Genomic DNA, 24,637 nt, shown 5'->3' on the forward strand with positions numbered 1-24,637 from the left:
CGCTCAACCTTGGGCAAGTTGCCGGGCCGTGTCGAGGTCTTCCGGCGTGTTCACGTTGAAGAAGGGATCAACCTGTCCCATCGGGAATTCCACGGTCCTCGCCCCGTGCTGGTCGGTCCAGATCACCACCTTGCGCAATCCCCCCTCAAGGGCGGCACGCAGATCATCGCGCAAGGCCACCGGCCAAAGGCCAAAGGTCGGCTGCCGCCACAACTTGCCACTTTCGGGGTCCCGCGTCGCCGCCAGCGCCAGCGGTGCCGCCATCCCGTCCGCGGCCTGCATCAGGTCGGCCACCAGCGTCTCGGGGAAAAACGGCGTGTCCGCGGCGGCGGTCACAATCATCTCGGCCCCTTCACCCGCGGCCCAGTCGAGACCCGCCAGCACACCGGCCAGTGGCCCGACAAAGCCATCAATACTGTCGGCCAAAACCGGCAGGCCCAGATCCGCAAACCGCGCCGGATCGCCATTGGCATTCAGCGCCATCGCCCCACACTGCGGCGCGAGCCGGTCCACCACATGGCCAAGGATCGACCGCCCGTCCAGATCAAGCAGCCCCTTGTCCCCCCCGCCCATCCGGGACGAGAGACCACCTGCAAGGATAACGCCGAAGGGATCTGTCATGTGAGGTCTCCATCAAATTTACCAAGCCCGGTCGCCAGACCGGGCAGCGCCCGTCCGCCCCCATGGGCGGGCGCTTCGCTTCCGCCCGAGGACGTCCCCTGCCCTGTACAGATCATTCAGCACTCTTCCGGCGATGCTTCTTGCCTTCGTCCGGCACCGTCGACGGGTCCACATCCCGCACAAGGCGTTCGTTCCCCGACAGGCAGACAAACCGCTGCCCCCGCATCCGGCCGATGCAGGTCAGGCCGACCTGCCGCGCGATGTCCACGCCCCAGGCGGTAAACCCGGAACGGGACGCCAGCACCGGAATGCCCATCAGCGCGGTCTTGATCACCATCTCCGACGTCAGCCGCCCGGTGGTGTAAAGCACCTTGTCCGCGCCCGATACGCCCTCGTCGAACATCCAGCCAGCGATCTTGTCCACCGCGTTGTGGCGGCCCACGTCCTCCATATAGACCAAGGGCCGCGCCCCTTCGCACAGAACCGAGCCATGAATGGCACCCGCCTCAAGATAAAGCGACGGTGTGCGGTTGATCCGGTGCGCCAGCGCGTAAAGGTCCGAGGTCTTCACCTGCGTCTGCGGCAGGGTCACCCCCTCAAGCCCCTCCATCATGTCGCCGAACACCGTCCCCACGGCACAGCCCGAGGTCCGCGTCTTCTTCTTCAGCTTTTCTTCGTGGCTGGTCTCGACCTCGGTGCGCACCACGACGGTCTCCAGCTCTTCGTCGAAATCCACGCGTGTCACAACGTCGGTCTCGCTCAACATGCCCTGATTGCGCAGGAACCCGAGCGCTAGGTACTCGGGGTAATCCCCGATGGTCATCGCCGTCACGATCTCCTGACTGTTGAGGTAGATCGTCAGGGGCCGCTCCTCGACCACGGCAATACCCATCGCCTCGCCGTTCTGGTCCACGCCCTCGACGGCGCGCGTCAGCCCCGCCCGCTCTGGGTCGGGGGCAATCACATAGTCGGAAACATCATCACGCGTGGCCAATTGAAACTCCGCTCCCATCGTATTACGTCGGTTCGGACGCACTTCATCAATCTATGGTCCCGAGATGGCATCCTCCAGCACCAAATCCGCCTATTGGAAAGGTTTTCGCGACGGGCTGCCGTTCACCATCGTGGTCGGTCCTTTTGCCCTGCTTTTCGGGGTGATCGCCACCGAAGCGGGACTAAATGTCTACGAGACAATGGCCTTCTCGATCGTGGTGATCGCCGGCGCGGCCCAGTTCACCGCCTTGCAACTGATGTCCGAGAACGCACCAACCATCATCGTGCTCGCCTCGGCGCTGGCCGTGAACCTGCGCATGGCGATGTATTCGGCGTCTCTAACGCCCTACATCGGGGCCGCGCCTCTCTGGAAACGCGCCTTCGCCGCCTATTTCACCGTCGATCAGTCCTACGCCCTGTCGATCGTCCAATATGAAACCCGCCCCGAAATGACAGTGCCCGACCGCCTCGCCTACTTCTTTGGCGTGGTCACGGCGATCTGCCCGAACTGGTATCTCTTCACGCTGATCGGCGCCCTTGTCGGCCAGTCGATCCCGCCGGAATTCGCCATCGACTTTGCGGTCCCGATCACCTTCCTCGCGATGATCGGCCCGATGCTGCGCACACCGGCCCATATCGCGGCTGCCTTTGTTTCGGTCGCCCTGTCCATCGCCTTTGCATGGGTGCCCTACAACCTCGGCCTTATGGTCGCTGGCATCGGCGGCATGATCACCGGTGCACAGGTTGAACTCTGGACGGAACGGAGGGCCGCGAAATGATCGACTCCACAACCCTCTGGATCGTGATCATCGGCCTTGGCCTCGGCAGCTTCGGGCTGCGCTTTGTCTTTACCGGCATCATCGGCGACAGGGATATGCCGCCGTGGATCCTGCGCCACCTGCGCTATACCGCTGTCGCGGTCCTGCCCGGTCTCGTGGCGCCCGCCGTCATGTGGCCCGCGGCCACCGGTGGCGAAACTGATCCCGCCCGCATGGCCGCGGCCTTTGTCACGCTGGGTCTGGGATACTTCACAAAGAACGTCATCCTCAGCATCACCGGCGGCGCGGCAACGCTTTACGGACTGCTCTACCTGCTGGGCTGATTACTCGGCCGCTTCGGCCTCTGCCTTGCGACGCGCGCGGGTCTCGGCCACGCGCTGCGCATTATAAGCCTCAAGCACCTTCGACTTGTCGTCGCCGTCGTATTCAAACAACTCGCGCGTCACCGGCCCCTTGCGGGCAAAGGCTTCCTCAAGTTTGCGGGGATAATAGGACGAGGGCATATCCTCGAACCCCGGCACACCGCGCAACAACTCGGCCGTGCTCAGGGCGCAGGTCGCCTGCGGCTGCGCACCCATAGCCTGCGCCCGGCGCAACGCGATCTCGGCCACCTCGGGCGACACATCCAGTTCCTGAATGATCACGTGATAGGTCTCGCGCGCATGAAAGCGCGTGTAGACATCCACCATCGCGGGCGTCATGCCATAAACCACATCCCCGCGCGACACGATGGTATCGGCCCGGAAACTCCCCGCGGGGTCCCAGGCAACACGCTGCGATGCGTTGATGAGAAGAGAAGTATGTGCGCCCGCCCCGGTGTCATTCGACACCATGGTGTAAAGGGTCAGGCGCGTGGGGCCGTCGTGTACATAGGCCACGTCGGCCACGTTCAGATCCACACCGGAGTCTTCGTTAACTGCGCAGGCGGCCAGAAACCCGACCGCCGCCAACGCCATACAAAGGCGAACCACTCGAAACATGAGATACCCCCGGAAAGGGAAAAAACGGATCAGATCAGCCGTTGACCAGCGCCATGAAGATCAGGATCCCGATCGACACGCCTGCCACCCAGGTCGAAGCCTTGATGAAGCCGGCAAAGGTTTTTTCCTGAACGTCGATGTTCATCGAGCCGTGTTTGTGATCAGCCATTTCGCGTTTCCTCAGCAAATCGTGTTTTTTAGCTGGATAGCGGATTCGATCCGCCCTGTCACCACGTCAATGCGGCGCAGGCTGTCAGAACGCCAGCCCACCGTGACTTCCTGCCGTCGCAACCAGCACGGTGACGAGGCTCAGGGTCAAAAGCACCCAATGCATGCGCTGGATGATGCGGAACGTGCCTTCCGGATCGGACTTGGCCCGTTCGTGAAACCAGCGATGCAGGAACAGGGGCTCGGCCACGAACAGCATCACCGAAAACACCAGCCAGACCAGCACCATCAGGTGCATCCAGAAATACGCCAGATCAATGAACCGGTACCAAAGCCCCCAGTGATGCACGAGGAAAAACCCCGACAGCCCCACAAGCAGGGTCGTCCCCCGCGCCTGCCAGGCAAACCGCCCCTCGATCGCCTCAAAGAACGCCACCCGTTCAGCCGGATCTTTCATGCGCCGCACCGACGGCAAAAGAACCGTAGTCACAAACCCCACGCCCCCGATCCAGAGCACCACACCCAGCACATGCAAGGCCCGCGCAATCGCAGCTTCTTCCATTGTCGTCGTCCCGTTGAAAGGCAAAGCCACACAAGGCGGCACCAGCCACCCCGTGCCAGAAAGGCTCAGTTCCCGACCTTGCCCAAATCGGCCGCCAGACGGAACCCGATGCGGTTCGGCTGGTCCCGTTCCACCTGTTTCGGCAGGGCGCGCAGCATCACCGAAAGCTGGCTGACGTGCTGCACCAGCTGGGTTTTGATGCCCGAGGAATCAGTGCCGTAAAACGTCACCATGTCCGGATCGAAAAAGCCCATGCCCTCGATCCGCAGAACACCGGCATCCCCGCCGGTGAACCCCATCGCGACTTCGTGCTCGTTGTCGAGCTGCTCCTCGAAATTCTGGATATAGAGGATCAGGCGTTCATAGGCCCATTCCGCAGGGCTCTTCTGGGCCACCGGTGTCTTGGCCACCGCCTCGGGCACATCCTTGCAGGGCTCCACATTCGGATCTGCATGTACCTCGTGGCGTCGCGGCAGCGCAGCAGCTTCGGCCGCTTCCGCCGACGTTTCGATCTCGTCACCCATGGTCACTCACCCTTTTCGTTGCCAGAGCCACGCACCGTCTTCGCGTTTGGTGCGCGTTACCTCCCCAACATGATACAGATGATTAAGGTGGGCAATCGCTTCGACAAGCGCCAGCCCATAGGCCGCGCCCTCGATGTTGCGCTTGAAGATCGGCAGGAAACACTCGCCCCCCGTCTTCGGCGTCTCAAGGTGATCCCGCAGCCGGTCCAGCGCGCCATGATGGTTCTCGATCAACTGGCGCATCCGCATCGGCAGCCCTGTAAAAGGCACTTTGTGACCGCCCAGAACAAGATGGTCGTCCCGCGCGTATTGCGACAGGCGCTCACAGGATTCCATCCAGTCGCCGACTGGATCGGCATCCGGCTCCGTGGCATAAACCCCGATATTCGAGCTGATCGAAGGCAGGATCTGGTCGCCCGCCATCACGAGATTGTCATCCCGGCTCCAGAACGTGAGATGCTCGGGCGCATGCCCATTGCCCACATGCACGTCCCAGTCACGGCCACCGATTCGCACCACGTCGCCTTCCTTGAGACGCTTGAACCCCACCGGCATGGGGTCGACAACATCCGCAAAGTTGAAAGGCCGCTCGCTGGCACGCTCCCGGTAATAGTCCTCGTCCATGCCACAGGCCCTGTAAAAGGCCATGGTTTCCTGCGTCGGCACCGCCTGTTCGTCCAACTGCAACATCCGCGCGAACAACCACGCGGTGCGCGATGTCCAAAGCGACGCGCCGTGTTCGGTCTGGAACCATCCGGCAAGGCCGACATGGTCGGGATGGTGATGCGTCACGATCACCCGCGTCACCGGCTTGCCAGCCAATGGCCCCGCCAACAGCTTGCCCCAGATCGCCTTGCTGCGTTTCGAGGCAAAACCGGTGTCGACGATGGTCCAGCCATCGCCGTCATCCAGCGCATAGATGTTCACATGATCCAGCGCCATCGGCAGCGGGAGGCGCATCCACAGCACCCCCTCGGCCACCTCGATGGCCTCACCTTCTGCCGGGGGCGTCTCCCACGGATAGCGGATACCGTTCACCACGGCGTCCTTCACGCCACCAGCTCGTCAGCGCTCAGCGCATAAAGGTCTTCCGCCCCGCGCACAGCATGTGCCAGCAGACCCGCATGTTCCGGCAGCAGGCGGGTGATATAGAACCGCGCCAGCTTGGTGCGCGCGCCGTATGCGCCCTCACCCATGGCCGCCTTCAGATGGAAATGTGCGCCCAGCACGCGGGCAAACCCCTTGAGGAACGGCACCGCACCGGCAAAACGGTCATTCAGGTTCTCCTGCGCCACCAGCCACTCGGTGGTTTCGCGCAGGGTTTCAGTGGCTTCCCAGACCGGCTCGGCCAGCTCCGGCAGCGTCGACCGCGCCGCTTCCGCATTGGCCTCGATCTCTTCGAGGATGGCATAGGCCGCCTCGCCGCCATCCATCAGCTTGCGCGCCACAAGGTCCATCGCCTGAATGCCGTTGGTGCCTTCGTAGATCGCGGTCACACGTACATCCTTGGAATACTGCGCCGCACCGGTTTCCTCGATGAACCCCATGCCACCATGCACCTGAACACCCATCTCCGAAACCGAAATGCCCGTGTCGGTGCCAAAGGCCTTGGTGATCGGTGTCAGGAACGCCGCGCGCGCCTTCCAGTCCTTGTCACCGGTCGCCGTGCCCATGTCGATCGCAACCGCACAGGACAGCGCAATCGCCCGCGCCGCGAAGATATCCGCTTTCATCGTGGTCAGCATCCGGCGCACGTCGGCATGATCCATGATCGTGCCGGTGCCATCAGCAATCGGCGACCGCCCCTGCTTGCGCTCCTGGGCGTAGGCCAAGGCGTGCTGGAACGCTCCTTCCGCGGCCCCGATGCCCTGACAGCCAACGCCGAGGCGCGCGTTGTTCATCATGGTGAACATGGCGCGCATCCCGTCGTGCGCCTCACCAATCAACCAGCCCTGCGCACCGTCGAACTGCATCACGGCAGTCGGCGAACCATGCAGGCCCATCTTCTCCTCAAGGCTCACCACCTTGAGGGTGTTGGCCACACCGGGTTCACCGTTCTCGTCCGGAATGTACTTCGGCACGATGAACAGGCTGATCCCCTTGGTGCCCGGCACCCCGTCCGGCAGGCGCGCCAGAACCAGATGGCAGACATTGCCGGTAAAGTCATTGTCACCCCAGGAGATGAAAATCTTCTGCCCCGTCACCGCGTAAGACCCATCGCCATTCGGCTCGGCTTTCGAGCGCAACGCCCCCACGTCAGACCCGGCCGACGGCTCGGTCAGGTTCATCGTGCCCGACCATTCCCCCGACACCAGCTTGGGCAGGTAGATCGCCTTGATCTCGTCGCTTGCATGGTGCTCCAGCGCCTCGATCTGGCCCTGCGTCATCAGCGGGTTCAGCTGCAACGACAGGCAGGCCGCCGACATCATCTCGTTGACCGCCGTCGTAATGGTATGCGGTAGCCCCATGCCACCGTACTCGGGGTCTGCGCTGGTCGAGATCCAGCCGCCTTCCGCGATCTGGCCATAGGCTTCGGCAAAGCCCGGCGAGGTGCGCACGACACCGTTTTCCAGAACCGCGCCCTGTTCGTCGCCGCTGCGCTGCACCGGATGCATGACCTCTTCACACATGCGCCCGGCTTCGATCAGGATCGCATCAACCACGTCACTGTCAGCTTCGGCAAAACGCTCGGTGGCTGTCACCTGACCAAGGTCGACGACATGCTCGAACAGGAATTGATAGTCCGGGACGGGGGCGCGATAGGGCATGGCACTCTCCAAAAGTTGCGGCTTGGCTTTAAGTTTCGGCGCTTGTATGCAGGTTTGCGCCCTACGGTACAGGGTACCAATTGTCCTATCAAAGAAGAACGCAGCGTCACGGGATACCCGCCTTGGAAACAGCAAAACTCTTGCCCGATGCAAGCGGATACACCCGCGCCAGCGCCATCCTTGCCGAGGGCGGCCTCGTCGCCTTCCCGACCGAGACGGTCTATGGCCTCGGGGGTGATGCCCGCAACGACATGGCCGTCGCCCGTATCTTCGAGGCCAAGGGACGCCCCCGCTTCAACCCGCTGATCGTGCATGTCGACTCGGTGGAGACCGCCAAACGCTATGTCGAATGGAGCGAAACCGCCGACCGCATGGCCTCGGCCTTCTGGCCCGGCCCACTCACCATGGTGCTGCCGATCCGCCACGACACTGGCCTGTCACCGCTGGTCACCGCCGAACTGCCCACGCTGGCCATTCGCGTGCCCGAACACCCGGTCGCCCGCGCCCTGCTGGCAGAGTTCGACGGCCCCGTCGCCGCCCCGTCGGCCAACCCTTCCGGCAAGATCAGCCCGACCACGGCCGAACATGTCGACAAGGGCCTCTCCGGCCGGATCGAAGCCATCCTTGATGGCGGTGCCTGCGGCGTTGGCCTCGAATCCACCATCCTCGGCCTTGCCGGCACCCCGACCCTGCTGCGCCCCGGCGGCCTGCCGGTCGAAGCCCTGGAACAGGCCCTCGGCGCAGAGCTTGCGATCCACCAGTCCGGCGATCCCCTCACCGCACCCGGCCAGATGACCTCGCACTATGCGCCCGGCGCCTCGATACGTCTCAATGCCACCACGTTGAACGCAGGCGAAATGCTGCTCGGCTTCGGCCCAGTCGAACCAGTCGAGGCCACGATGAACCTCTCCCCGGCGGGCGACCTGACCGAAGCCGCCGCCAACCTGTTCCACCATCTGCATGCCATGGATGCGCTTGGCCCCGAGACCATCGCCGTCTCGCCAATCCCGGATCACGGCCTCGGCCGCGCCATCAACGATCGCCTGCGCCGCGCCGCTGCGCCACGACCCTGATCTTCATCGCACGAAAAATACTCTGGGGGTGAACGGGCCACAGGCCCGAGAGGGGGCAACGCCCCCTAAAACCCGTCTCAGGCGTGTCCCGCCGTATCCGACAACAGCATCGGATCAATCCCGAGATCCTTCATCGCATCGCTCCAGATCTCGCCATCGGCGGCCCCGAAAATCAACTGCTGCGAGGGATCACCAATCAGCCAGCCATTGGCCGCGATCTCCCCCTCAAGCTGCCCCGGCCCCCAGCCGCTATAGCCCAGCGCCACCAGCGCCGCCTCGGGACCATCCCCACTGGCAATATCCTCCAGCACGTCCAGCGTGGCCGTCATCGAAAAGGCGTCATTCACCTTCAAGGTCGAAATCTCGGAATTATAGTCCGGTGTATGCAGCACGAATCCCCGGCCCGTCTCGACCGGACCGCCAAAATACAGCCCAGCATCCCCGTCATCCGCCGCCATCTTGATCGAAAGCTGCTCCATCAGGTCCTTGAGACCCATCTGCGCCAGCGGTTTGTTGACGATCAGGCCCATCGCCCCATCCGAACTGTAGGCGCATAACAAAACCACAGAATTCATGAAACGCGGATCTCCCATGCCCGGCATGGCGATCAGGATTTTTCCCGTAAGGTCCATCTGTGCTTCAGGTTTTTCGCTCAAGGTGCGCCTCTCCCTTTCCCTTCCAAGATGCGCCTCTCCCCCCGTCTCTGCAAGCCCCGCGTGCATAAAATCCACCCGGATGTTACAGAGATCACGTATTTCCTCGCCCGAATGTGAGTTGGCAACCGCCCCGTCATCCCCCAAGTAATGAGTCATGAAACTACCTGCCCTTTTCCTCGCCCTGGGAACCTCCCTTGCTGCCGTCACCGCTCAGGCGCAATCCTTCGACCGCGTCGTGCAGGCCGAAGTGCTGCCCGGCTGGCGCACCGAAAGCGGAGACCACATGGCCGCCCTGCGCATCACCCTCAATCCGGGGTGGAAAACCTACTGGCGCGCGCCGGGCGATGCGGGCATCCCCCCGATTCTGGACTGGAGCGGGTCAGGCAACCTCGAAAGTGCCGAGGTGACATGGCCCACCCCCGAGGTCTTCTCGCAGAACGGCATGCGCTCGATCGGCTATACCGAAGAACTGGTCCTGCCGGTGCGCATCGATCCGCGCCGCGATGGCAAGGCCGTGCGCCTCAAGGCCACGCTCGACATCGGCGTCTGCCGCGACATCTGCGTGCCGCAGCGCCTGCGCGTCTCGGCCAAGCTGACACCGGACCTCGTCAAGCGCGATCCCAAGATCACAGCCGCCATCGCCAATCGCCCCTTCTCGGCGGATGAGGCCGGCGTCAAGGACGTCACCTGCCGCATTTCTCCCATCGAAGACGGGCTGCGCGTGACCGCGCGGATCAAGATGCCAAGCGCCGGTGCGCCCGAAATCGCGGTCATGGAAACCGGCAACCCGCGTCTCTGGGTGGCCGAGGGCAAGACCCACCGCGAAGGCAACACGCTGGTCACCCAGACTGAAGTGCTGCACGGCAACGCAGAGCCCTTCATGGTGGATCGCTCCGCCTTGCGCTTCACGGTTCTGGGCAAGAAACACGCGGTCGACATTTCCGGCTGCAAACCGGGCTGATCCTCTCTCAGCCCGCGTTCATCCTCTGACGCAGCTCAAAGGTGATCCGCGCAAGGAAATAGGCCAGCACACAGGCCAGCGCCGCGCCAAGGATAAAGACCCCAAGCACCACGACAGCCTCCGCCCCGACCAGCATCGGGAGAAGCTGGCTTACAAACGGCAACGGCGCGCCGGTCACGGCCTGCGCACCCACGGTCACACCGGCCCAGGCCAGCAACAGCGCACCCAGCGCCCAGAGACCGCCGCCCAGCGCCTTCGAGACAGCCGCCCGGCGCAGGGCCGTCACCTGCCGCTGGATATCCGCCTGAACCGCCAAGAGCGACGGCACCACCAGCAGCACCAGCACCATCCCAAACCCAAGCCCGTAAACCAGCGTGATCACCGTTGGCTTGAGGAACTGCGCCTGCTGCGACTTTTCACTCAGCAGCGGTGCCAGCCCAAGAACCGTCGTCGCCGTTGTCAGGAACACCGGCCGCAACCGGTCTGCCGCGCCATCAATGATCGAGGGGAATAGCCCCCGCTCCTCGGCATATTCGTCAATCGTCGACACCAGAACGATGGAATCGTTGATGATGATCCCCGTCATCCCCAACAGCCCCACCACCGTGAACATCGACAGCGGCACCTCGTGGTAATAGTGGCCATAGATCGTCCCGACGAGGCCAAAGGGAATGATCGCCATCACGACCACGGGCCGCACCCAGCTCGAGAACACCCAGGCCAGTACGAGGTAGATCCCCATCAGACAGATGATCAGGCCAAACCGCGCATCCTGAAGAAAGGTATCTTCCTGCTCGGACAGACCCGCCAGATCCCAGTCCACCTGAAGCTCCGAGGCAATGCCCGGCAGGATCACCTCTTCCAGAACCCGCTCGATTTCGACCGCGCGCGCCGGATCATCCTGCGAGATGTCGCCGGTTACGTTGATCAGGCGAATGCCGTTCTCACGCCGCACCGTCGAAAACCCGGTCTGCCGCTCCACCGTCACAAGATCGGCCAGCGGCACGTATTCACCACCTGGCGTGCGCATCCGCGTCGCCTCGATAAAGTTGGCGGTCAACTCGCCCGCAGGCAGTTCCACCCGGATCGCCGCGCTGCGCGGCCCGTCCGGATAGGTCGCCGCCTCCAGCCCATTGAGCCGATGCCGCAACACCCGCCCCAGATCGTCAATCGCAAAGCCCAGCGCCCGCCCCTGCGGCGTCAGCTCAAGGATCAGCTCTTCCTTGTCATAGGCAAGATTGTCCTCCACCGCCGAAACTTCGGGGTATTCCAGAAGCGCCGTCTTGAGGGTTTCCGACGCCTGCTTGAGCGTCTGGGCATCCGCGCCATAAAACTGCACGTCCAGTGAATCCCCGCCCGGCCCCGAGCGGAAGCCCCGGAAACTCAGCGTATCAACCAGCGGATGCTTGACCACGGCCCCCTGTAGGTCCGCCACGAACTTGAAACTCGAATAGGGACGCAGGTCGGGATCAATCAGCTCGATCGCGATCCCGCCCAACAGGTCGGGGTCCAGCATATCCGAGCCGCCAACCACATAGCCCGCCGTGCCCCCCAGCTGGGTCAGCACGTAATCAAGCGGGTTGGTGCCGTATTTCTCTTCGTATTCCTTGGCCAGCGCCTCGGTCGCCCGCTGCATCTCGCGGCGCATTTCCTCGGCGTCCTGGCGGGTCGCACTGGGCAGCATGATGAAATTGCCCGTCACCGAAGACCGCTCCGGCGCGTTGAAGAACCGCCACTTCACGTCCCCCTGGATGAACAACGCCAGCTGTGACGCCAGCGCCACAATCGCCAACCCAAGCACGGGGTAGCGTGCCCAAATCACGAAACGGATGAAGGGGCGGAACAACACTTCGCGAACCCAACGGAATCCCTGGTTCACCTTGCGCGACGGCCAGTCGTACCAATGGTCCTTCACCGTATGTTTCAACGCATGCGCCATGTGGTTCGGCAGGATCAGGAAGCATTCCACCAGCGATGCCAGCAGAACCACGATCACCGTGAAGGGCACATCCGCGATCAACTCGCCGAAACGCCCGCTGATCACCGTCAGGCCAAAGAAGGCGATCACCGTTGTCAGGGTCGATGAAAACACCGGCATCGCCATACGCCGCGCCGCGTTCTCTGCGGCGACAAAGGGTGCCTCGCCCAACCGTCTCGCCCGCGCATCTGCATGTTCGCCCACCACGATCGCATCATCCACCACGATGCCCAGCGTGATGATCAGCGCAAACAGCGAGATCATGTTGATGGTGAACCCGAAGGCAAACATCATCGCCACAGTGGCCAGCATCGCTGTCGGAATACCCGCTGCCACCCAAAAGGCGATACGCGCGTTCAGGAACAGGAACAGCAGGCACAATACCAGCACCAGCCCCATAGCCCCGTTGTCCAGCAGGATATTCAAACGCCCCGTGATCGCCTCGGCACGGGTGCGGATCAACTCGATCGTCGTACCCTGCGGCAGGGTTGCCTGCATCTCGGCGGCCACCTCTTCCACGGTCTCCTGAATGCCGATGGCATCGCCCTTGTCGCTGCGGTCGATCCGGATCGAGATCGCGGGATCATTGCCCACGAAATAGGCCCGCTTGCGCGTCGCCGCCTCGACCCTCACCGTGGCCACATCGCCAATCGTCAACTTGCTGCCATCCGAATTCGAGCGCAGCACAATCGCCGCGATCTGGTCCGGTGCACGTTTCTCGATCCCCGTACGTACCCGCGCATTGGCTCCATCCACCGCCCCCGCCGGATCGGCATTCACCTCTTGCGCAATCGCCGCCGCGATCTGGGCAATGCTCAGATCATGAGTCATCAGGTCGACCATCGACACTTCGATCAGCGTCTCGGGCGAGGCAAAGCCACGGATCGTTGTGCGCGTCACCCCTTCGGCAAACAGCCGCGCCACGAATTCATCGGTATACTGGCCAAGCTGCTCCGGGTCCAAGGGCCCGGTGATCACCACATCCGTCACCCGGTCCCGCCAGCCCCCGCGCCGCACTGTCGGCTCTTCGGCCTCTTCCGGCAGGGTGTCGATGGAATCCACCACCGCCTCAACCGAATCCTCGGCCCGCGCCATGTCCCAGCCCGGCTCAAAGTTCAGCGTGATCCGCGCGTTGCCTTCAACCGAGCGGGACTCGGTGCTTTCCACGCCTTCCACCGCCAAAAGCGCGGGCTCCATGACCTGCACGATGGCGTTGTCCACGTCCGAGGCCCCGGCTCCTTCCCAGTCGACACTCACGCGTACATAGTCAACAACCACATCGGGAAAGAACTGCGCCCGCATCTTCGGAAAGGCCATCAGGCCGGCCACCACGAGCACCACAAGCAACAGGTTCGCCGCCGTCCCGTGGCGTGTGAAATACGACAGCAATCCGCTGGTGGGCTGGGACAGGCGGCGCATCAGCTTAGCCTCCCATCCGGCTTTCAAGCCGTTCAATCACCTGCGCCGGCACCTGCGGCTGCGCCAAGGCGCCCAGCAAACGCTCTTTCATCTCGGCAGGCATGCGCTTGTTGCCCTCGACAAAGGCAATCAACTCGGCCCGCCGCGCATCACTTAGGGACACGACATCCGGCTTAGCCTCGGCGACAGGCAACCCATCCACAAGCGGCTTCACCCGGATACCCGGCCCAAGCAGCGGCGTCAGACGCGCCACCACCATCTTGCCCTCAAGCCCGCTGTTGCGCACCAGGATGATGTCGGCCTGACGGCGCAGCAGGTCCACCTCGACCGCCTCAAGGCGATCCTGGTCACCCACCACCATCACGCGACCCCGCGCATCCAGCGCACTTGCCGGCAGTTCGATGATCCCGTCAATTTCCGCCTCGCGCACACGCACCGTCACGAAATCACCCGGTTTCAGGCCACGCGGCGCATCCAGCCGGGCAAAGATCTGGCGCCCGGTCTGGCCATCCCCCACGATGGCCCCCTCGCGCGAGATCACCCCGGTCGCCGTCAGGTCTTCGCCCATCACGTCCAACATCACCCGCACTTCCGCCGGATGCAGGGCACCACGTTCATCCAAAAGCCGCACGTACTGTGGCGTCGACACCCGGAACGACACCTCAAGCGCCGTCGCATCAATCAATGTCGCCAGCCGCTCGTTGGGGGTGACCAAGCCGCCCTTCACCACCGACACATCCGATAGCGTGCCGCTGAATTCCGCGAACAGGCTTGTTTCCGCCAACACCCGCTGGGCCTCGGCCTGCGCAATCCGGGTGCGCTCCAGACGGGTCGCCGCCTGATCAATGCGCGCTTCGGCCTGCGCCACCGCCTGCCGCCGGGCCACAACCGCCTGATTGGCCGATGCAAGCGACAGTTCCGCCGCCTCGACCGCCGCCGCCGTGCCTACGTCACGCGCCTGCAAATCCTGCTGCCGGCCAAGCGCCTGCGTGCGCAAGCGGGCCTGTTCCTGTGCCGCCAAAAGTTCTGCCTGCGCCAGTTCCAGCGCACGCGCGGCCTCACGCCCTTCGGCCTCGGCATCCAGCAGGTCGCTGTTAACCCGATCCAGCGCGAACTGCGCAACCGTCGGGTCGATCTGCAAAAGCAACTGCCCCTGGGCGACCTGTCCGCCTTCGATCACCGCATCATCCAGCCGCACGATCGTCCCCGAAGCCTTGGCCCGCAACTCAAGGCTGCGGCGGCTCTCGATCTCGCCAAAGGCCACCAGTTCCGGCGCAATCCGGTCAGCGCGCGCCTCGACCACGTTCACCGCAAACAGCCGCTCGCGCGCCTGCGGCGGCCGGTTTTCCCGCGCCATCCGCTCGGATACCGCGCCCCAGACCATCTGCCCGGCATAGACGAGAAGGCCGATGGTCACGGCCAAAAGGAACATCCCCACAAGGCTTTGTCTCAAGAAACGCATGCTGGCCTTTCATCGCTGGCGTCAGTCGCACGACATCATCCGCCTTACAGGCGGTTTTGCCAAGTATTACGTGTCTTTACGTAGGAACGGATCACTTCCGTCGCAAATGTTCGTCAAGACGCGGAAAAATTTCCACGAAGTTGCAGGGCAGATGCCGGTAATCCAGCTGGTACTGCAAAATCTCGTCCCAGGCGTCCTTGCAGGCCCCGGTCGATCCCGGCAGCGCAAACAGATAGGTGCCATTTGCCACCCCGCCCGTCGCCCGCGACTGCACCGCGCTGGTGCCGATCTTCTGCATCGAAACCATGGTAAAGACCGTACCGAATGCCTCGATTTCTTTCTCATAGACATCGCGGTGCGCCTCGACGGTCACATCGCGCCCGGTCAGGCCCGTGCCGCCTGTCGAGATGATCACATCCACATCCGGATTGGCACACCAATCGCGCAACTGCGCCGCGATCTCGTCACGTTCGTCGCGGATGATCTTGCGATCCGCCAGCAGGTGCCCCGCCCCTTCGATCCGCCCCACCAGCGTGTCGCCAGACTTGTCCTGATCAAGCCCCCGCGTGTCCGACACGGTCAGAACCGCGATACGCACGGGGATAAACTCTTTGTTTTCATCGAAACGGGGCATCACCTTGCTCCAGATAACCCCGCCACAGGACGGGGACAGTCAATAGGCAGGCCGGGCTTGCCCCGACCACGAAATCACAAGGCCGCCCCAGCTGGGGCAACCTCGAACACACGTCCAGCGGGGCCAAGGTTCACAACGCGGCTCGCACCGATCCGCCCCTCTTCGCCCCAGCAATCATGCACATGGCCACAGACCGCCAGCTGCGGCTGCACCCGGGCAATGGCGTCGCGAATGACGGTTGAGCCCACCGAAAGCCCAGTCGAGGTCCGGTCCGCGATCCCCTTGGGCGGTGAATGGGTCATCACCACATCGGCCTCTTCGCAGCCATCCAGCAGCGCGGCCGCCTGCGCCTCGTCCAGATCGCAGGACCAGCTGCCAAAGGGAGTCACCGGCACGCCATAGCCCAGACCGAACACCGAAATCCCGCCGATCTCGACACCCGACCCATGCAGCACATACCACCCCTCCGGCGCGACACTTTGCAGTTCCTCAAAACTCTCGCAGTTTCCCGGTACGGCAATCACCGGCGCTTGCAGGTCCGCCAGCATCTCCATCGCGCTATTCAGCCCGTGCCGTGCATTGCAGAAATCCCCTGCCGCCAGCACCAGATCCACCTCGCCGCTCGCCTCCACCAGCCCCGCCGCATGGGCGGCACTCAGATGCAGATCGGAAAAGGCCAGAAGCTTCATGCAAGCTCTCGCAGCTTGGCCTGCAAGCTCAGCAAATCCGCCCAGGCCTCGCGTTTCGCCCCCGGCTGCCGCAAGAGATAGGCCGGATGGAACATCGGCATCACCGGCTTGCCAAAGGCCTCCTGCCAGTTGCCGCGCAAACGGGTGATCCCGCGCCGACCAAGCACCGCCTGACAGGAGATATTGCCCATCAGAACAATCACATCCGGCGCGACGATCTCGACATGCCGTTGCAGGAACGGCCCCAGCATGGCGATTTCCTCGGGCAGCGGATCGCGATTCTGCGGTGGCCGCCACGGCAAGACGTTGGTGATATAGATCGACTGCGCCGACAGGGGGGCCTCGCGTCCCATCTCGATCGCCTCGAACATCCGGTCCAGCAACTGCCCCGCACGGCCGACAAACGGCTTGCCCTGACGATCTTCATCCCGCCCCGGCGCCTCGCCGATGATCATCACCCGCGCCGCCGGACTGCCGTCCGAGAACACAAGGTTGCGCGCGCCTTTCTTCAGCTCGCAGTGATCAAACGCCGCCATTGCCGCCTTCAGCTCGTCCAGCGTCTTGACCCGCTCCACCGCAGCCTTTGCCTCGACCACGGGATCGATCTTCGGGGCCGCCACAATCGGCGCTTCCGCCTCGGGTGTCTTGACCGGCTTGGGCTGTTTCTTCGGCGCCTCGTATCGGTTCAGCGGCGCATCCAGCATCGCCTCGGTCACCCCAAGGTCTACCTGCCACTCCAGCAGGGCACGCGCCGTGAAATAGTCGAGGGCCGATTCCATGCCGCCACCCTATCGCGTTGGTCAAAGAGGGAAAAGCACTCCGCGCTGACTCTCCTTGGCATCACCGCGCAACCACCTTAGGTTTCATTGTCAACGACATTCCAGATTCTTGCCCTTATATGATCATCCGCCTCCTTGTTTTCACCCTGACCGCCGGATTTCTCCTGACCAGCCCCACAGCGCGTGCCGACGAATACGTTCGCTGCCTGCAAAACCAACTGACCGAGCTGGGCTATGACCCCGGCCCCGTCGACGGGCTTTGGGGCAAGCGAACAAAGGCCGCTGCCATCGACCTGCGTGAAACCGAACCACGGTTGCAGAACATCGATATGCTGGACAATCCCCGGCGGATCTCGGCCATTTCGTGGTGTCGCGAGGTCGGCATTCAGTTCTCGAAGGCGCGCCAGTATCGACCGGTTGATGAATTGCCACCGGACATGCTGTTCGACGACGATATGACACTCTTTGAAAAGAGCCGTATCCGTTCAAATGCAAGGCGCGCCAGGAATGAGCTGCGCACCTTCTACCGTATTGATCCCGCCGGCCTCACGACGGTCATCGCCGGCTCAGACATCCGTCAACTCAGCGACAACCTCAGGAAAGCCATGCGCAAACGGGGCGGGCCAACCAACGGCATGACGAGCTTCGTCAAGGAACATTGCAAGTCAGCTGACCCCTATGCCGCCTTCGCGCTTTACGGGATCATCGTGATTTGCACAGATGCCGCGCTACCCCATGAGGAGGCATGGAAGAATATCAGCAAAAGTCTCAACCGGATCATGATTCACGAGTTCGTTCATATCTATCAACTCGAGTATTCGCTGGCATCGACCCACCCCCACCGGTTTCGAAAGAACGTCAATCTGGTAGGACCTGCCTGGTTGATAGAAGGCGCCGCCATGATGGTTGAACTGGACCTCAGCCGTTTCGATCTCGACGACACCGGGTTTGGGGGCATCCTTAAATTGCTTTCCGGAGTCTACGGGACGGACCTCAAACTGAAAAACATCAAGGAAGTTCGAAGCGACGAAGAATACCTGATATCCAGATATGCGACATTCCTTCTGGTGAAACGCTTTGGTCTCGAAACGGTGCTGGACTACTGGAAGATCATTGGAGCGGGTCAATCGCCTCGAGAGGCTTTCCAAACCCAGTTTGGCATGTCCATCACGGAATTCGAAACGCTCTTCGAAGAGCTTCGAAACAGCTATGTCGCGTCGGTGCGCTACATCAAGGAAACGTCTTAGCCTCAACCCACCTTGCCCCCCAAACGCCACCTTTCTATAAGCGGATGAACATCTGCACAGGAGCAAGTCTATGGGGTTCAGTCAGAAGCATCTTCTGGGGATCGAGCATCTGCGTCCCGAAGAGATCACCGCGATCCTTGATCTGGCCGATCAGTATGTCGATCTGAACCGCCGCGAGATGAAGCATTCCGATGCGCTGACCGGCCTCACCCAGATCAACATGTTCTTCGAGAACTCGACCCGCACGCAGGCCTCGTTCGAACTGGCCGGCAAACGCCTTGGTGCGGATGTGATGAACATGGCGATGCAGGCCTCGTCGATCAAGAAGGGCGAAACCCTGATCGACACCGCCCTGACGCTCAATGCCATGCACCCTGATCTTCTGGTGGTCCGCCACCCGCATTCCGGCGCGGTCGACCTGCTGGCGCAAAAGGTGAACTGCGCTGTTCTGAACGCCGGTGACGGCAAGCACGAGCACCCCACGCAGGCGCTTCTGGATGCGCTGACCATCCGCCGCGCCAAGGGCCGCCTGCATCGCCTCAACATCGCGATCTGCGGCGACATCGCCCACAGCCGCGTGGCACGCTCGAACCTGATCCTTCTGGGCAAGATGGAAAACCGTGTCCGCCTGATCGGCCCGCCGACCCTGATGCCAAGCCAGATCGGCGAGTTCGGCGTCGAGGTCTACGAGGACATGAACGAGGGCCTGAAAGACGTGGACGTGGTGATGATGCTGCGCCTGCAACGCGAGCGCATGGACGGCGGTTTCATCCCGTCCGAACGCGAATACTACCACCGCTATGGCCTTGATGCCGCGAAACTCTCGAACGCTAAGGACGACGCCATCGTCATGCACCCCGGTCCGATGAACCGCGGCGTCGAGATCGACGGCGAAATCGCCGATGACATCAACCGCTCGGTGATCCAGGAACAGGTCGAGATGGGCGTCGCCGTGCGCATGGCCGCCATGGACCTCCTGGCCCGCAACCTGCGCGCCAGCCGCGCCGCGCAACCGGTCGAGGCCTGATCGATGGAAGACCCCAAAGACCCGAAAATGAGCGGCCGCGTGGCCACTGTTGCCCTGATCGTCATGTTCGCGATGGTCGGTCTGATGGTCTGGATCGGCGGATGAGCCGGATGGAGGTCTCTGCCACCGAACGCGGCCTCGTGCGCCTGTTCGCGGTGGACCTTCCTGCCGAAGAGATCGAGACCTTCCGCACCCCGGACACCAACGAGGACGGTGATCTTGTCGCCTGGCCTCTCAAAGCGGCACTTGGTGCCTCCTATCTCGACGAAGACTTCATCGAACTCTTCCCGGTCAGGGACCTCGAAGAGCTGGGCCTGCGCGGCTACATGGTGCAGGGCCTTGGCATCTCCGAGGCGGATGTGAGTGAAGACGCCCTTCGGCTCGACGCGATTGATGGCTGGGTGCTGGTGATCCTGTCGAACGCCTTTGACGGGTTCGCCCAGCCCCTTGCCCCCCGCGCGCCGCTGCGCTGGATTGGGACCTACAAGGAAGAAACCGCCCCCGTCACCTTTGCGCCGCTGCCCTCTGATGCCGCCAGGGGCGTGGTCGAAACGCCCGGCCCCGCCAAATCCAACCCGCATCTCACCCTGTTGTGGGCCATCCTCGCCCTGCCCGTTGCCGCCCTGCTGATTGGCGCGATCCTGTTCCTTCTGCTGACATAGGGGCGCGAAATGCAGGACGACCTGATCCTCGACCACGAAACCCGGCTTGAGACATGGCGCCCGGCCTTCCGCATCTTCCTGCGCAAGCTGCTTTTCGTCGCCGCCCTCACCACGATCGCACTGTTGCCGGTCATCGTGTTCTTCGGCGTGATCGCCTGGCTGGCCGCGTCACTCCTGGGCTCTCTGGTCTATTTCCTCGTGCTGGATGATTACGCCGAATGGCAGGACCGGCGCGGGGACGCTTGGGTTCTTACCGACCAGCGCCTGATCTTCTGTCGCGGTGACGCACCCGACGATCCCGGCATCGCCCCGCTGGAAGAGATCACCCGCGTGAGCCGCTGGATGTGGTGGGGCGTGAAACTGCACTTCGCCAACCGCACCGCCACCGTCATGCTGTTCCTTCCCAATTCCGCCACAGTGCGCGATAAAATTGACGCGGCGCGCACCGCGCGACTTGCCACTTTGGCCGCGACCCCTCATTGATCTTCGGGCCGGACACGCGGGTCCGGTGAAACAAGGGCGCCCACCGGGGCGAAGGCCATGTCACGCCGAGCATTGAAACGCCGTCTACGCAAGGACGAGGAAATCCTCTGGGAAGGACGCCCGCGACAGGGGCTTCTGCCCAACCGTCCCATGGAATGGCTGGTCTTTCCGGTCATGTTCCTGCTCATTCCCGGTTTCGTGCTCCTTGGCAGCATCGGCCTGTTCCTGACCCCCAAGACCGGGCTGGATGCGGCCTTTCACATCGGCCTTCTGGCGATCCCCGCCGTGATCGTCGCGGTCATGGCCGCGCTTATCATGCTGCAACGCCGCCGCACCTATTACGCTGTCACCAGCCAACGCGCCTTCATCCGCTATTCCGGCGGCAACGGCCTCTGGCGCTATTCCCGCTTTGAAGAGATCGGCCCGCAGACCCACATCCGCGCCCGCATCGGCCGCAAGCGCTCCAACATCCTGATCGCCCAGCGCCGCCCCGGCCTGCAATTCGCCAAACGCAAGGCGGGCGACCGTTACTTCCAGTTCTGGGCCATTGCCGACGGCGAAGAGGTTCTCGACCTGCTGAAACAGGTGCAGGCCGGTGAAACGCCGGACACACAGCCAGCCCCGGAAACCCCGCCTGAGCGCATCGAACCCACGGCCACCCCGACACCCGCCGCCGAGGATGACATCGTGCCGTCGTTCCTGCGCACCGCCAGCGCCGCCGTCGACACCCTGTCCGAGAAACGCGGCCCCGCCGCCCCCGAGGCACGCCCGCTGGACGATGATCGCGACGAGCCGCCCCTGTCACCCGAAGAAGACGCAAAGGACCCCTCCGATGCCCGAGATGACACCGACAACGCCTCTCGGTGACGGCGAAGAGGTTCTGACCTCCTTCCGCGCCGACCGCGCCACCTATATCCGCACCAACACGTGGATGGCGGTGATCGCGATGGCGGCCGGCATGGCGATCCTCTGGTTCCTTGAAAATCCCCACGTCTGGACAGGGGCCGTCGGTGGCCTGCTCGCGGTGGCGATCCGCGCCTTCTACCTGATGAGCGAAGAAATGTCGGTGCGCTGGGATCTCACCAACCAGCGCCTGCTTGGCCCGATGACCCGCACCATCCGCCTTGGCGAGGTGAAAGAGTTGAACAAGCTCGGCAATGTCGTGCAGGTCGTCACCACCACCGGCGACAAGCATCTGGTCAAGTATCAGGCCGACCCGAACGAAACCATCCGGCAGATCAACGCGGCCAAACTCGGTGGCAGCTTGTGACAGACGGCTGGGAGGGCATCCTCGATCCGGAAGAGCGCATCCTCTGGCAAGGCCGCCCCGACGGCGGCATCGTCATCAGTGTCGCAAATATCGCCAGCGGTGCCTTTGGCCTTTTCTTCGCAGGCTTCGCCCTGTTCTGGATGATCATGGCCTCACAGGCAGGGGGCGTCTTCTGGATGTTCGGCCTGCTGCACTTCTCGGTCGGCATCGGCATCGCCTTTGGCCCGATTGTCGGCGGTGCCTTCATCCGACGCCATACCTGGTACACCCTCACCGACCGACGCGCCTTTGTCGCTACCGACGTGCCGATCAAGGGCAAGACTCTCGACAGCTACCCGATCACAAGGGACACACGGATTTCCTTTGAAGAAGGCGGGCTGTCAAACATCCATTTCGCCGAAGGCATGCGCTATCGCGGCGGCAAGAAACGCCTCTCCCCCATCGGCTTTGAACGCATCCCCGACGGTCGCGAGGTCTATCGCCTGATCCGCGACATCCAGAAAGCACAGCTCGAGCAGGTACAATGAACGACGATCTCTATGGTCACGATCTGGAAGCAGATGAGAAGGTGGTCTTTGTCGGACCCACGTCGCCAGAACCAGTGAGGGAAGCCGCCATTTGGGGGGCAATGGTCTTCATTATGGCTCCGACTCTTTGGCGATTGTTGGACAATTGGCCATTTATGGCCGCGCTCGAACCAGACAGTAAACTGCAGATAGCGCTGCTCCTCTTTCTCTTGGGCATATCCGCCATGGGCTTTCTCAATCGCCTGTTTCAAAGCACACGACCCACCCCCAAAAAAGCACGCCCAGCATTACTCACGACGCACCGCGTTATCGCCCCCAACGGCCATAGCATGCCCCTCTCCCGGATTTCCTCTGTCCGCACCCGTTTCTCTGCCACCATTCTCGAAGGGCAAAAGCTTGCGGACGGCATGACAATAGGGAATATGCAGAACGCACGCGCCTTCCGTACCGCCATAGAAAGATCCCTCGCATGACCACGCTCTTCACCAACGCTCGCCTGATCAATCCCGCCACCGGCGAAGACACCCTCGGCAGCCTGCTGGTGCAGAACGGGACGATCGCGGCACTGGGCGCCGAAGTCGCCGTTCCCGAAGACGCAGAGGTCATCGACTGTGGCGGCAAATGCCTTGCCCCCGGCATCGTCGACATCGGCGTGAAGGTCTGCGAACCCGGCGAACGCCACAAGGAAAGCTACAAGACCGCGGGCCTTGCCGCGGCGGCGGGCGGTGTCACCACCATGGTCACCCGCCCCGACACCATCCCGGCCATCGACAGCCCCGAAACCCTCGAGTTCGTCACCCGCCGCGCCAACGAGGCCGCGCCGGTCAACGTGGTGCCGATGGCGGCGCTCACCAAGGGCCGCGAAGGCCGCGAAATGACCGAGTTCGGCTTCCTGATCGACGCCGGTGCCGTGGCCTTCACCGATTGTGACCACGTGGTCACCAACACCAAGGTCTTCTCGCGCGCCCTGACCTACGCCCGCAGCCTTGGCGCGCTGGTCATCGCCCACCCGCAAGAGCCGGGCCTGTCCAAGGGTGCCGCTGCCACCTCCGGCAAATTCGCCTCGCTGCGTGGCCTGCCCGCCGTCTCGCCGATGGCCGAGCGCATTGGCCTTGATCGCGACATCGCCCTGGTCGAGATGACCGGCGTGAAATACCACGCCGACCAGATCACCACCGCCCGCGCCCTGCCCGCCCTGCAACGCGCCAAGAACAACGGCCTCGACATCACCGCAGGCACCTCGGTCCACCACCTGACCCTCAACGAACTCGACGTGGCCGACTACCGCACCTTCTTCAAGATCAAGCCGCCGCTGCGCTCGGAAGACGACCGCCTCGCCGTGATCGAAGCGGTGAAAACCGGCCTGATCGACATCATTTCCTCGATGCACACCCCGCAGGACGAAGAATCCAAACGCCTGCCCTTCGAAGAGGCCGCCTCCGGTGCCGTGGCGCTGGAAACCCTGCTGCCCGCTGCCCTGCGCCTCTACCACGCCGAACAGCTCACCCTGCCCGAACTGTTCCGCGCCATGGCCCTCAACCCGGCCCAGCGACTTGGCCTGCCCGGTGGCCGCCTTGACGAAGGCGCGCCTGCCGACCTCGTCCTGTTCGACCCCGACGCGCCCTTCGTGATGGACCGTTTCGCGCTGCAATCAAAGTCCAAGAACACGCCGTTTGACGGCCAGCGCATGCAGGGTAAGGTGCTCGCGACCTACGTTGCTGGCAAATCTGTGTACCGGAGAGACTGATGCCCGAGATCATCCTCAGCCCCACCGCCCTTCTTGTCTGGGCGGCGCTTGGCTATCTGCTGGGGTCGATCCCCTTTGGCATGGTCATCACCAAACTCCTCGGACTCGGCAACCTGCGCGAGATCGGATCGGGCAACATCGGCGCCACCAACGTGCTGCGCACCGGTTCCAAACCCGCCGCCGCCGCCACCCTGATCCTCGACGGCGGTAAAGGCGCCATCGCCGTACTGATCGCCCGCGCGCTCGCCTCCGAAGATGCCGCCCAGATCGCCGGTCTCATGGCCTTTGTCGGCCACTGCTATCCGGTCTGGCTCCGGTTCAAGGGCGGCAAGGGCGTCGCCACCTTCCTTGGCCTGTTGCTGGCACTGGCATGGCCCGTCGGCATCGCCTGCTGCCTGACATGGCTCGCTACCGCCGCCATCTCGCGCATCTCGTCGCTCTCGGCCCTCGTCGCCGCCGCGACCTCTTCGGCGTGGATGCTGATCCTCGGCTACGGCCACGCCTATTTCCTCGGCATCCTCGTCACGCTTCTCGTGTTCTGGCGTCACCGCGAAAACATCCAGCGCCTGCGGGCGGGCACCGAGCCCAAGATCGGCAAAAAATAACAGTTTCAAACCCTTAAAGAGTT

28 protein-coding genes are annotated in these 24,637 nt (G+C 63.0%); 14 read left to right on the forward strand and 14 right to left on the reverse strand.

Going from position 1 to position 24,637, the window contains the following annotated elements:
- Positions 1 to 3 precede the first annotated feature (3 nt).
- On the reverse strand, positions 4 to 621 hold the full coding sequence (mobA, locus tag ABWV42_RS09970) for a molybdenum cofactor guanylyltransferase MobA (RefSeq protein WP_353339977.1): 618 nt from the start codon (positions 619 to 621) through the stop codon (positions 4 to 6).
- Between the two features lie 112 nt (positions 622 to 733).
- Complete coding sequence (locus ABWV42_RS09975; RefSeq protein WP_353339978.1) at positions 734 to 1,633, reverse strand: formate dehydrogenase accessory sulfurtransferase FdhD; 900 nt, start codon at positions 1,631 to 1,633, stop codon at positions 734 to 736.
- A gap of 46 nt (positions 1,634 to 1,679) precedes the next feature.
- Here ABWV42_RS09975 and ABWV42_RS09980 point away from each other — a divergent pair, with 46 nt between their 5' ends.
- Both ABWV42_RS09980 and ABWV42_RS09985 read left to right on the forward strand, forming a co-directional pair.
- On the forward strand, positions 1,680 to 2,393 hold the full coding sequence (locus tag ABWV42_RS09980; RefSeq protein ID WP_255103593.1) for an AzlC family ABC transporter permease: 714 nt from the start codon (positions 1,680 to 1,682) through the stop codon (positions 2,391 to 2,393).
- Positions 2,390 to 2,716: an AzlD domain-containing protein gene (locus ABWV42_RS09985; protein WP_255103594.1), complete on the forward strand. Its 327-nt coding sequence runs from the start codon at positions 2,390 to 2,392 to the stop codon at positions 2,714 to 2,716. Before ABWV42_RS09980 ends, ABWV42_RS09985 begins: the two co-directional genes overlap by 4 nt.
- On the opposite strand, the gene ABWV42_RS09990 is transcribed toward ABWV42_RS09985, so the two are convergent.
- The 6 genes from ABWV42_RS09990 to ABWV42_RS10015 all read right to left on the reverse strand — a co-directional run bounded on the left by ABWV42_RS09990 (position 2,717) and on the right by ABWV42_RS10015 (position 7,395).
- Positions 2,717 to 3,373: a hypothetical protein gene (locus ABWV42_RS09990; protein ID WP_255103595.1), complete on the reverse strand. Its 657-nt coding sequence runs from the start codon at positions 3,371 to 3,373 to the stop codon at positions 2,717 to 2,719.
- A 34-nt stretch (positions 3,374 to 3,407) separates the two neighbouring features.
- Positions 3,408 to 3,542: an aa3-type cytochrome c oxidase subunit IV gene (locus tag ABWV42_RS09995; protein WP_255103596.1), complete on the reverse strand. Its 135-nt coding sequence runs from the start codon at positions 3,540 to 3,542 to the stop codon at positions 3,408 to 3,410.
- A gap of 84 nt (positions 3,543 to 3,626) precedes the next feature.
- A complete protein-coding gene (locus ABWV42_RS10000; protein ID WP_353339979.1) occupies positions 3,627 to 4,103 on the reverse strand; it encodes a hypothetical protein in 477 nt (158 codons plus the stop codon).
- 65 nt (positions 4,104 to 4,168) lie between these two features.
- Positions 4,169 to 4,627 (reverse strand): DUF6173 family protein, encoded by a 459-nt coding sequence (locus ABWV42_RS10005; RefSeq protein WP_255103598.1) that lies wholly within the window; start codon positions 4,625 to 4,627, stop codon positions 4,169 to 4,171.
- 6 nt (positions 4,628 to 4,633) lie between these two features.
- Positions 4,634 to 5,680, reverse strand: coding sequence for an MBL fold metallo-hydrolase (locus tag ABWV42_RS10010; RefSeq protein ID WP_500151080.1), 1,047 nt, complete (start codon positions 5,678 to 5,680; stop codon positions 4,634 to 4,636).
- On the reverse strand, positions 5,677 to 7,395 hold the full coding sequence (locus ABWV42_RS10015) for an acyl-CoA dehydrogenase (RefSeq protein WP_255103600.1): 1,719 nt from the start codon (positions 7,393 to 7,395) through the stop codon (positions 5,677 to 5,679). Before ABWV42_RS10015 ends, ABWV42_RS10010 begins: the two co-directional genes overlap by 4 nt.
- Positions 7,396 to 7,508: 113 nt before the next feature.
- Between ABWV42_RS10015 and ABWV42_RS10020 the strand changes: the two genes are divergently transcribed.
- Positions 7,509 to 8,468 carry an L-threonylcarbamoyladenylate synthase gene (locus ABWV42_RS10020; protein WP_502930961.1) on the forward strand — a complete coding sequence of 320 codons (960 nt, stop codon included), beginning with the start codon at positions 7,509 to 7,511 and terminating at the stop codon, positions 8,466 to 8,468.
- Positions 8,469 to 8,545: 77 nt separating this feature from the next.
- Here ABWV42_RS10020 and ABWV42_RS10025 read toward each other — a convergent pair whose 3' ends face one another.
- On the reverse strand, positions 8,546 to 9,100 hold the full coding sequence (locus ABWV42_RS10025; RefSeq protein WP_353340381.1) for a YqgE/AlgH family protein: 555 nt from the start codon (positions 9,098 to 9,100) through the stop codon (positions 8,546 to 8,548).
- A 178-nt stretch (positions 9,101 to 9,278) separates the two neighbouring features.
- Here ABWV42_RS10025 and ABWV42_RS10030 point away from each other — a divergent pair, with 178 nt between their 5' ends.
- The gene (locus ABWV42_RS10030) at positions 9,279 to 10,085 is read left to right on the forward strand and encodes a protein-disulfide reductase DsbD domain-containing protein (protein WP_353339981.1); all 807 of its coding nucleotides are present in this window, start codon (positions 9,279 to 9,281) and stop codon (positions 10,083 to 10,085) included.
- 7 nt (positions 10,086 to 10,092) lie between these two features.
- Here the strand turns inward: ABWV42_RS10030 and ABWV42_RS10035 are convergent, their stop codons facing one another.
- The 5 genes from ABWV42_RS10035 to ABWV42_RS10055 form a co-directional block, all read right to left on the reverse strand.
- Positions 10,093 to 13,485 (reverse strand): efflux RND transporter permease subunit, encoded by a 3,393-nt coding sequence (locus ABWV42_RS10035; protein ID WP_502930962.1) that lies wholly within the window; start codon positions 13,483 to 13,485, stop codon positions 10,093 to 10,095.
- A 1-nt stretch (position 13,486) separates the two neighbouring features.
- A complete protein-coding gene (locus ABWV42_RS10040; protein ID WP_353339982.1) occupies positions 13,487 to 14,944 on the reverse strand; it encodes an efflux RND transporter periplasmic adaptor subunit in 1,458 nt (485 codons plus the stop codon).
- Positions 14,945 to 15,035: 91 nt separating this feature from the next.
- Positions 15,036 to 15,578, reverse strand: coding sequence for a molybdenum cofactor biosynthesis protein B (gene moaB / locus ABWV42_RS10045; protein ID WP_353339983.1), 543 nt, complete (start codon positions 15,576 to 15,578; stop codon positions 15,036 to 15,038).
- 74 nt (positions 15,579 to 15,652) lie between these two features.
- On the reverse strand, positions 15,653 to 16,267 hold the full coding sequence (locus tag ABWV42_RS10050) for a metallophosphoesterase family protein (RefSeq protein WP_353339984.1): 615 nt from the start codon (positions 16,265 to 16,267) through the stop codon (positions 15,653 to 15,655).
- Entirely contained in the window at positions 16,264 to 17,046 is a 783-nt protein-coding gene (locus tag ABWV42_RS10055) for a uracil-DNA glycosylase (protein WP_353339985.1), read from the reverse strand. Before ABWV42_RS10055 ends, ABWV42_RS10050 begins: the two co-directional genes overlap by 4 nt.
- Before the next feature lie 119 nt (positions 17,047 to 17,165).
- Between ABWV42_RS10055 and ABWV42_RS10060 the strand changes: the two genes are divergently transcribed.
- The 10 genes from ABWV42_RS10060 to plsY all read left to right on the forward strand — a co-directional run bounded on the left by ABWV42_RS10060 (position 17,166) and on the right by plsY (position 24,614).
- Positions 17,166 to 18,293 (forward strand): peptidoglycan-binding domain-containing protein, encoded by a 1,128-nt coding sequence (locus tag ABWV42_RS10060; RefSeq protein WP_353339986.1) that lies wholly within the window; start codon positions 17,166 to 17,168, stop codon positions 18,291 to 18,293.
- A gap of 70 nt (positions 18,294 to 18,363) precedes the next feature.
- Positions 18,364 to 19,320: an aspartate carbamoyltransferase catalytic subunit gene (locus tag ABWV42_RS10065; RefSeq protein WP_353339987.1), complete on the forward strand. Its 957-nt coding sequence runs from the start codon at positions 18,364 to 18,366 to the stop codon at positions 19,318 to 19,320.
- 101 nt (positions 19,321 to 19,421) lie between these two features.
- The gene (locus ABWV42_RS10070; protein ID WP_353339988.1) at positions 19,422 to 19,982 is read left to right on the forward strand and encodes a hypothetical protein; all 561 of its coding nucleotides are present in this window, start codon (positions 19,422 to 19,424) and stop codon (positions 19,980 to 19,982) included.
- A 9-nt stretch (positions 19,983 to 19,991) separates the two neighbouring features.
- On the forward strand, positions 19,992 to 20,465 hold the full coding sequence (locus tag ABWV42_RS10075) for a hypothetical protein (RefSeq protein ID WP_353339989.1): 474 nt from the start codon (positions 19,992 to 19,994) through the stop codon (positions 20,463 to 20,465).
- 57 nt (positions 20,466 to 20,522) lie between these two features.
- Positions 20,523 to 21,332 carry a hypothetical protein gene (locus ABWV42_RS10080; protein ID WP_353339990.1) on the forward strand — a complete coding sequence of 270 codons (810 nt, stop codon included), beginning with the start codon at positions 20,523 to 20,525 and terminating at the stop codon, positions 21,330 to 21,332.
- Positions 21,298 to 21,735, forward strand: a complete 438-nt coding sequence (locus tag ABWV42_RS10085; RefSeq protein ID WP_353339991.1) for a hypothetical protein — start codon at positions 21,298 to 21,300, stop codon at positions 21,733 to 21,735. The genes ABWV42_RS10080 and ABWV42_RS10085 overlap by 35 nt, the downstream gene beginning before the upstream one ends.
- Positions 21,732 to 22,262 carry an aspartate carbamoyltransferase catalytic subunit gene (locus tag ABWV42_RS10090; protein WP_353339992.1) on the forward strand — a complete coding sequence of 177 codons (531 nt, stop codon included), beginning with the start codon at positions 21,732 to 21,734 and terminating at the stop codon, positions 22,260 to 22,262. The genes ABWV42_RS10085 and ABWV42_RS10090 overlap by 4 nt, the downstream gene beginning before the upstream one ends.
- Entirely contained in the window at positions 22,259 to 22,735 is a 477-nt protein-coding gene (locus ABWV42_RS10095) for a hypothetical protein (protein WP_353339993.1), read from the forward strand. The genes ABWV42_RS10090 and ABWV42_RS10095 overlap by 4 nt, the downstream gene beginning before the upstream one ends.
- Positions 22,732 to 24,009 (forward strand): dihydroorotase, encoded by a 1,278-nt coding sequence (pyrC, locus tag ABWV42_RS10100; protein WP_353339994.1) that lies wholly within the window; start codon positions 22,732 to 22,734, stop codon positions 24,007 to 24,009. The genes ABWV42_RS10095 and pyrC overlap by 4 nt, the downstream gene beginning before the upstream one ends.
- Entirely contained in the window at positions 24,009 to 24,614 is a 606-nt protein-coding gene (gene plsY / locus ABWV42_RS10105; RefSeq protein WP_353339995.1) for a glycerol-3-phosphate 1-O-acyltransferase PlsY, read from the forward strand. The genes pyrC and plsY overlap by 1 nt, the downstream gene beginning before the upstream one ends.
- Positions 24,615 to 24,637: the final 23 nt, after the last annotated feature.

It is taken from the genome of Pelagimonas sp. KU-00592-HH (genome assembly GCF_040369695.1).
Classification (GTDB): Bacteria; Pseudomonadota; Alphaproteobacteria; order Rhodobacterales; family Rhodobacteraceae; genus Shimia.

Coding starts and splice junctions, on each gene's coding strand:
- pyrC (WP_353339994.1), top strand. CDS start 22,732: ATGACCACGCTCTTCACCAACGCTCGCCTGATCAATCCCGCCACCGGC.
- ABWV42_RS10000 (WP_353339979.1), bottom strand. CDS start 4,103: ATGGAAGAAGCTGCGATTGCGCGGGCCTTGCATGTGCTGGGTGTGGTG.
- ABWV42_RS09980 (WP_255103593.1), top strand. CDS start 1,680: ATGGCATCCTCCAGCACCAAATCCGCCTATTGGAAAGGTTTTCGCGAC.
- ABWV42_RS10075 (WP_353339989.1), top strand. CDS start 19,992: ATGCAGGACGACCTGATCCTCGACCACGAAACCCGGCTTGAGACATGG.
- ABWV42_RS10060 (WP_353339986.1), top strand. CDS start 17,166: ATGATCATCCGCCTCCTTGTTTTCACCCTGACCGCCGGATTTCTCCTG.
- ABWV42_RS10025 (WP_353340381.1), bottom strand. CDS start 9,100: ATGGACCTTACGGGAAAAATCCTGATCGCCATGCCGGGCATGGGAGAT.
- ABWV42_RS10065 (WP_353339987.1), top strand. CDS start 18,364: ATGGGGTTCAGTCAGAAGCATCTTCTGGGGATCGAGCATCTGCGTCCC.
- ABWV42_RS09985 (WP_255103594.1), top strand. CDS start 2,390: ATGATCGACTCCACAACCCTCTGGATCGTGATCATCGGCCTTGGCCTC.
- ABWV42_RS10005 (WP_255103598.1), bottom strand. CDS start 4,627: ATGGGTGACGAGATCGAAACGTCGGCGGAAGCGGCCGAAGCTGCTGCG.
- ABWV42_RS09975 (WP_353339978.1), bottom strand. CDS start 1,633: ATGGGAGCGGAGTTTCAATTGGCCACGCGTGATGATGTTTCCGACTAT.
- ABWV42_RS10070 (WP_353339988.1), top strand. CDS start 19,422: ATGAGCCGGATGGAGGTCTCTGCCACCGAACGCGGCCTCGTGCGCCTG.
- ABWV42_RS09995 (WP_255103596.1), bottom strand. CDS start 3,542: ATGGCTGATCACAAACACGGCTCGATGAACATCGACGTTCAGGAAAAA.
- ABWV42_RS10015 (WP_255103600.1), bottom strand. CDS start 7,395: ATGCCCTATCGCGCCCCCGTCCCGGACTATCAATTCCTGTTCGAGCAT.
- ABWV42_RS10095 (WP_353339993.1), top strand. CDS start 22,259: ATGAACGACGATCTCTATGGTCACGATCTGGAAGCAGATGAGAAGGTG.
- ABWV42_RS10050 (WP_353339984.1), bottom strand. CDS start 16,267: ATGAAGCTTCTGGCCTTTTCCGATCTGCATCTGAGTGCCGCCCATGCG.
- moaB (WP_353339983.1), bottom strand. CDS start 15,578: ATGCCCCGTTTCGATGAAAACAAAGAGTTTATCCCCGTGCGTATCGCG.
- ABWV42_RS10030 (WP_353339981.1), top strand. CDS start 9,279: ATGAAACTACCTGCCCTTTTCCTCGCCCTGGGAACCTCCCTTGCTGCC.
- plsY (WP_353339995.1), top strand. CDS start 24,009: ATGCCCGAGATCATCCTCAGCCCCACCGCCCTTCTTGTCTGGGCGGCG.
- ABWV42_RS09990 (WP_255103595.1), bottom strand. CDS start 3,373: ATGTTTCGAGTGGTTCGCCTTTGTATGGCGTTGGCGGCGGTCGGGTTT.
- ABWV42_RS10080 (WP_353339990.1), top strand. CDS start 20,523: ATGTCACGCCGAGCATTGAAACGCCGTCTACGCAAGGACGAGGAAATC.
- ABWV42_RS10055 (WP_353339985.1), bottom strand. CDS start 17,046: ATGGAATCGGCCCTCGACTATTTCACGGCGCGTGCCCTGCTGGAGTGG.
- ABWV42_RS10040 (WP_353339982.1), bottom strand. CDS start 14,944: ATGCGTTTCTTGAGACAAAGCCTTGTGGGGATGTTCCTTTTGGCCGTG.
- mobA (WP_353339977.1), bottom strand. CDS start 621: ATGACAGATCCCTTCGGCGTTATCCTTGCAGGTGGTCTCTCGTCCCGG.
- ABWV42_RS10085 (WP_353339991.1), top strand. CDS start 21,298: ATGCCCGAGATGACACCGACAACGCCTCTCGGTGACGGCGAAGAGGTT.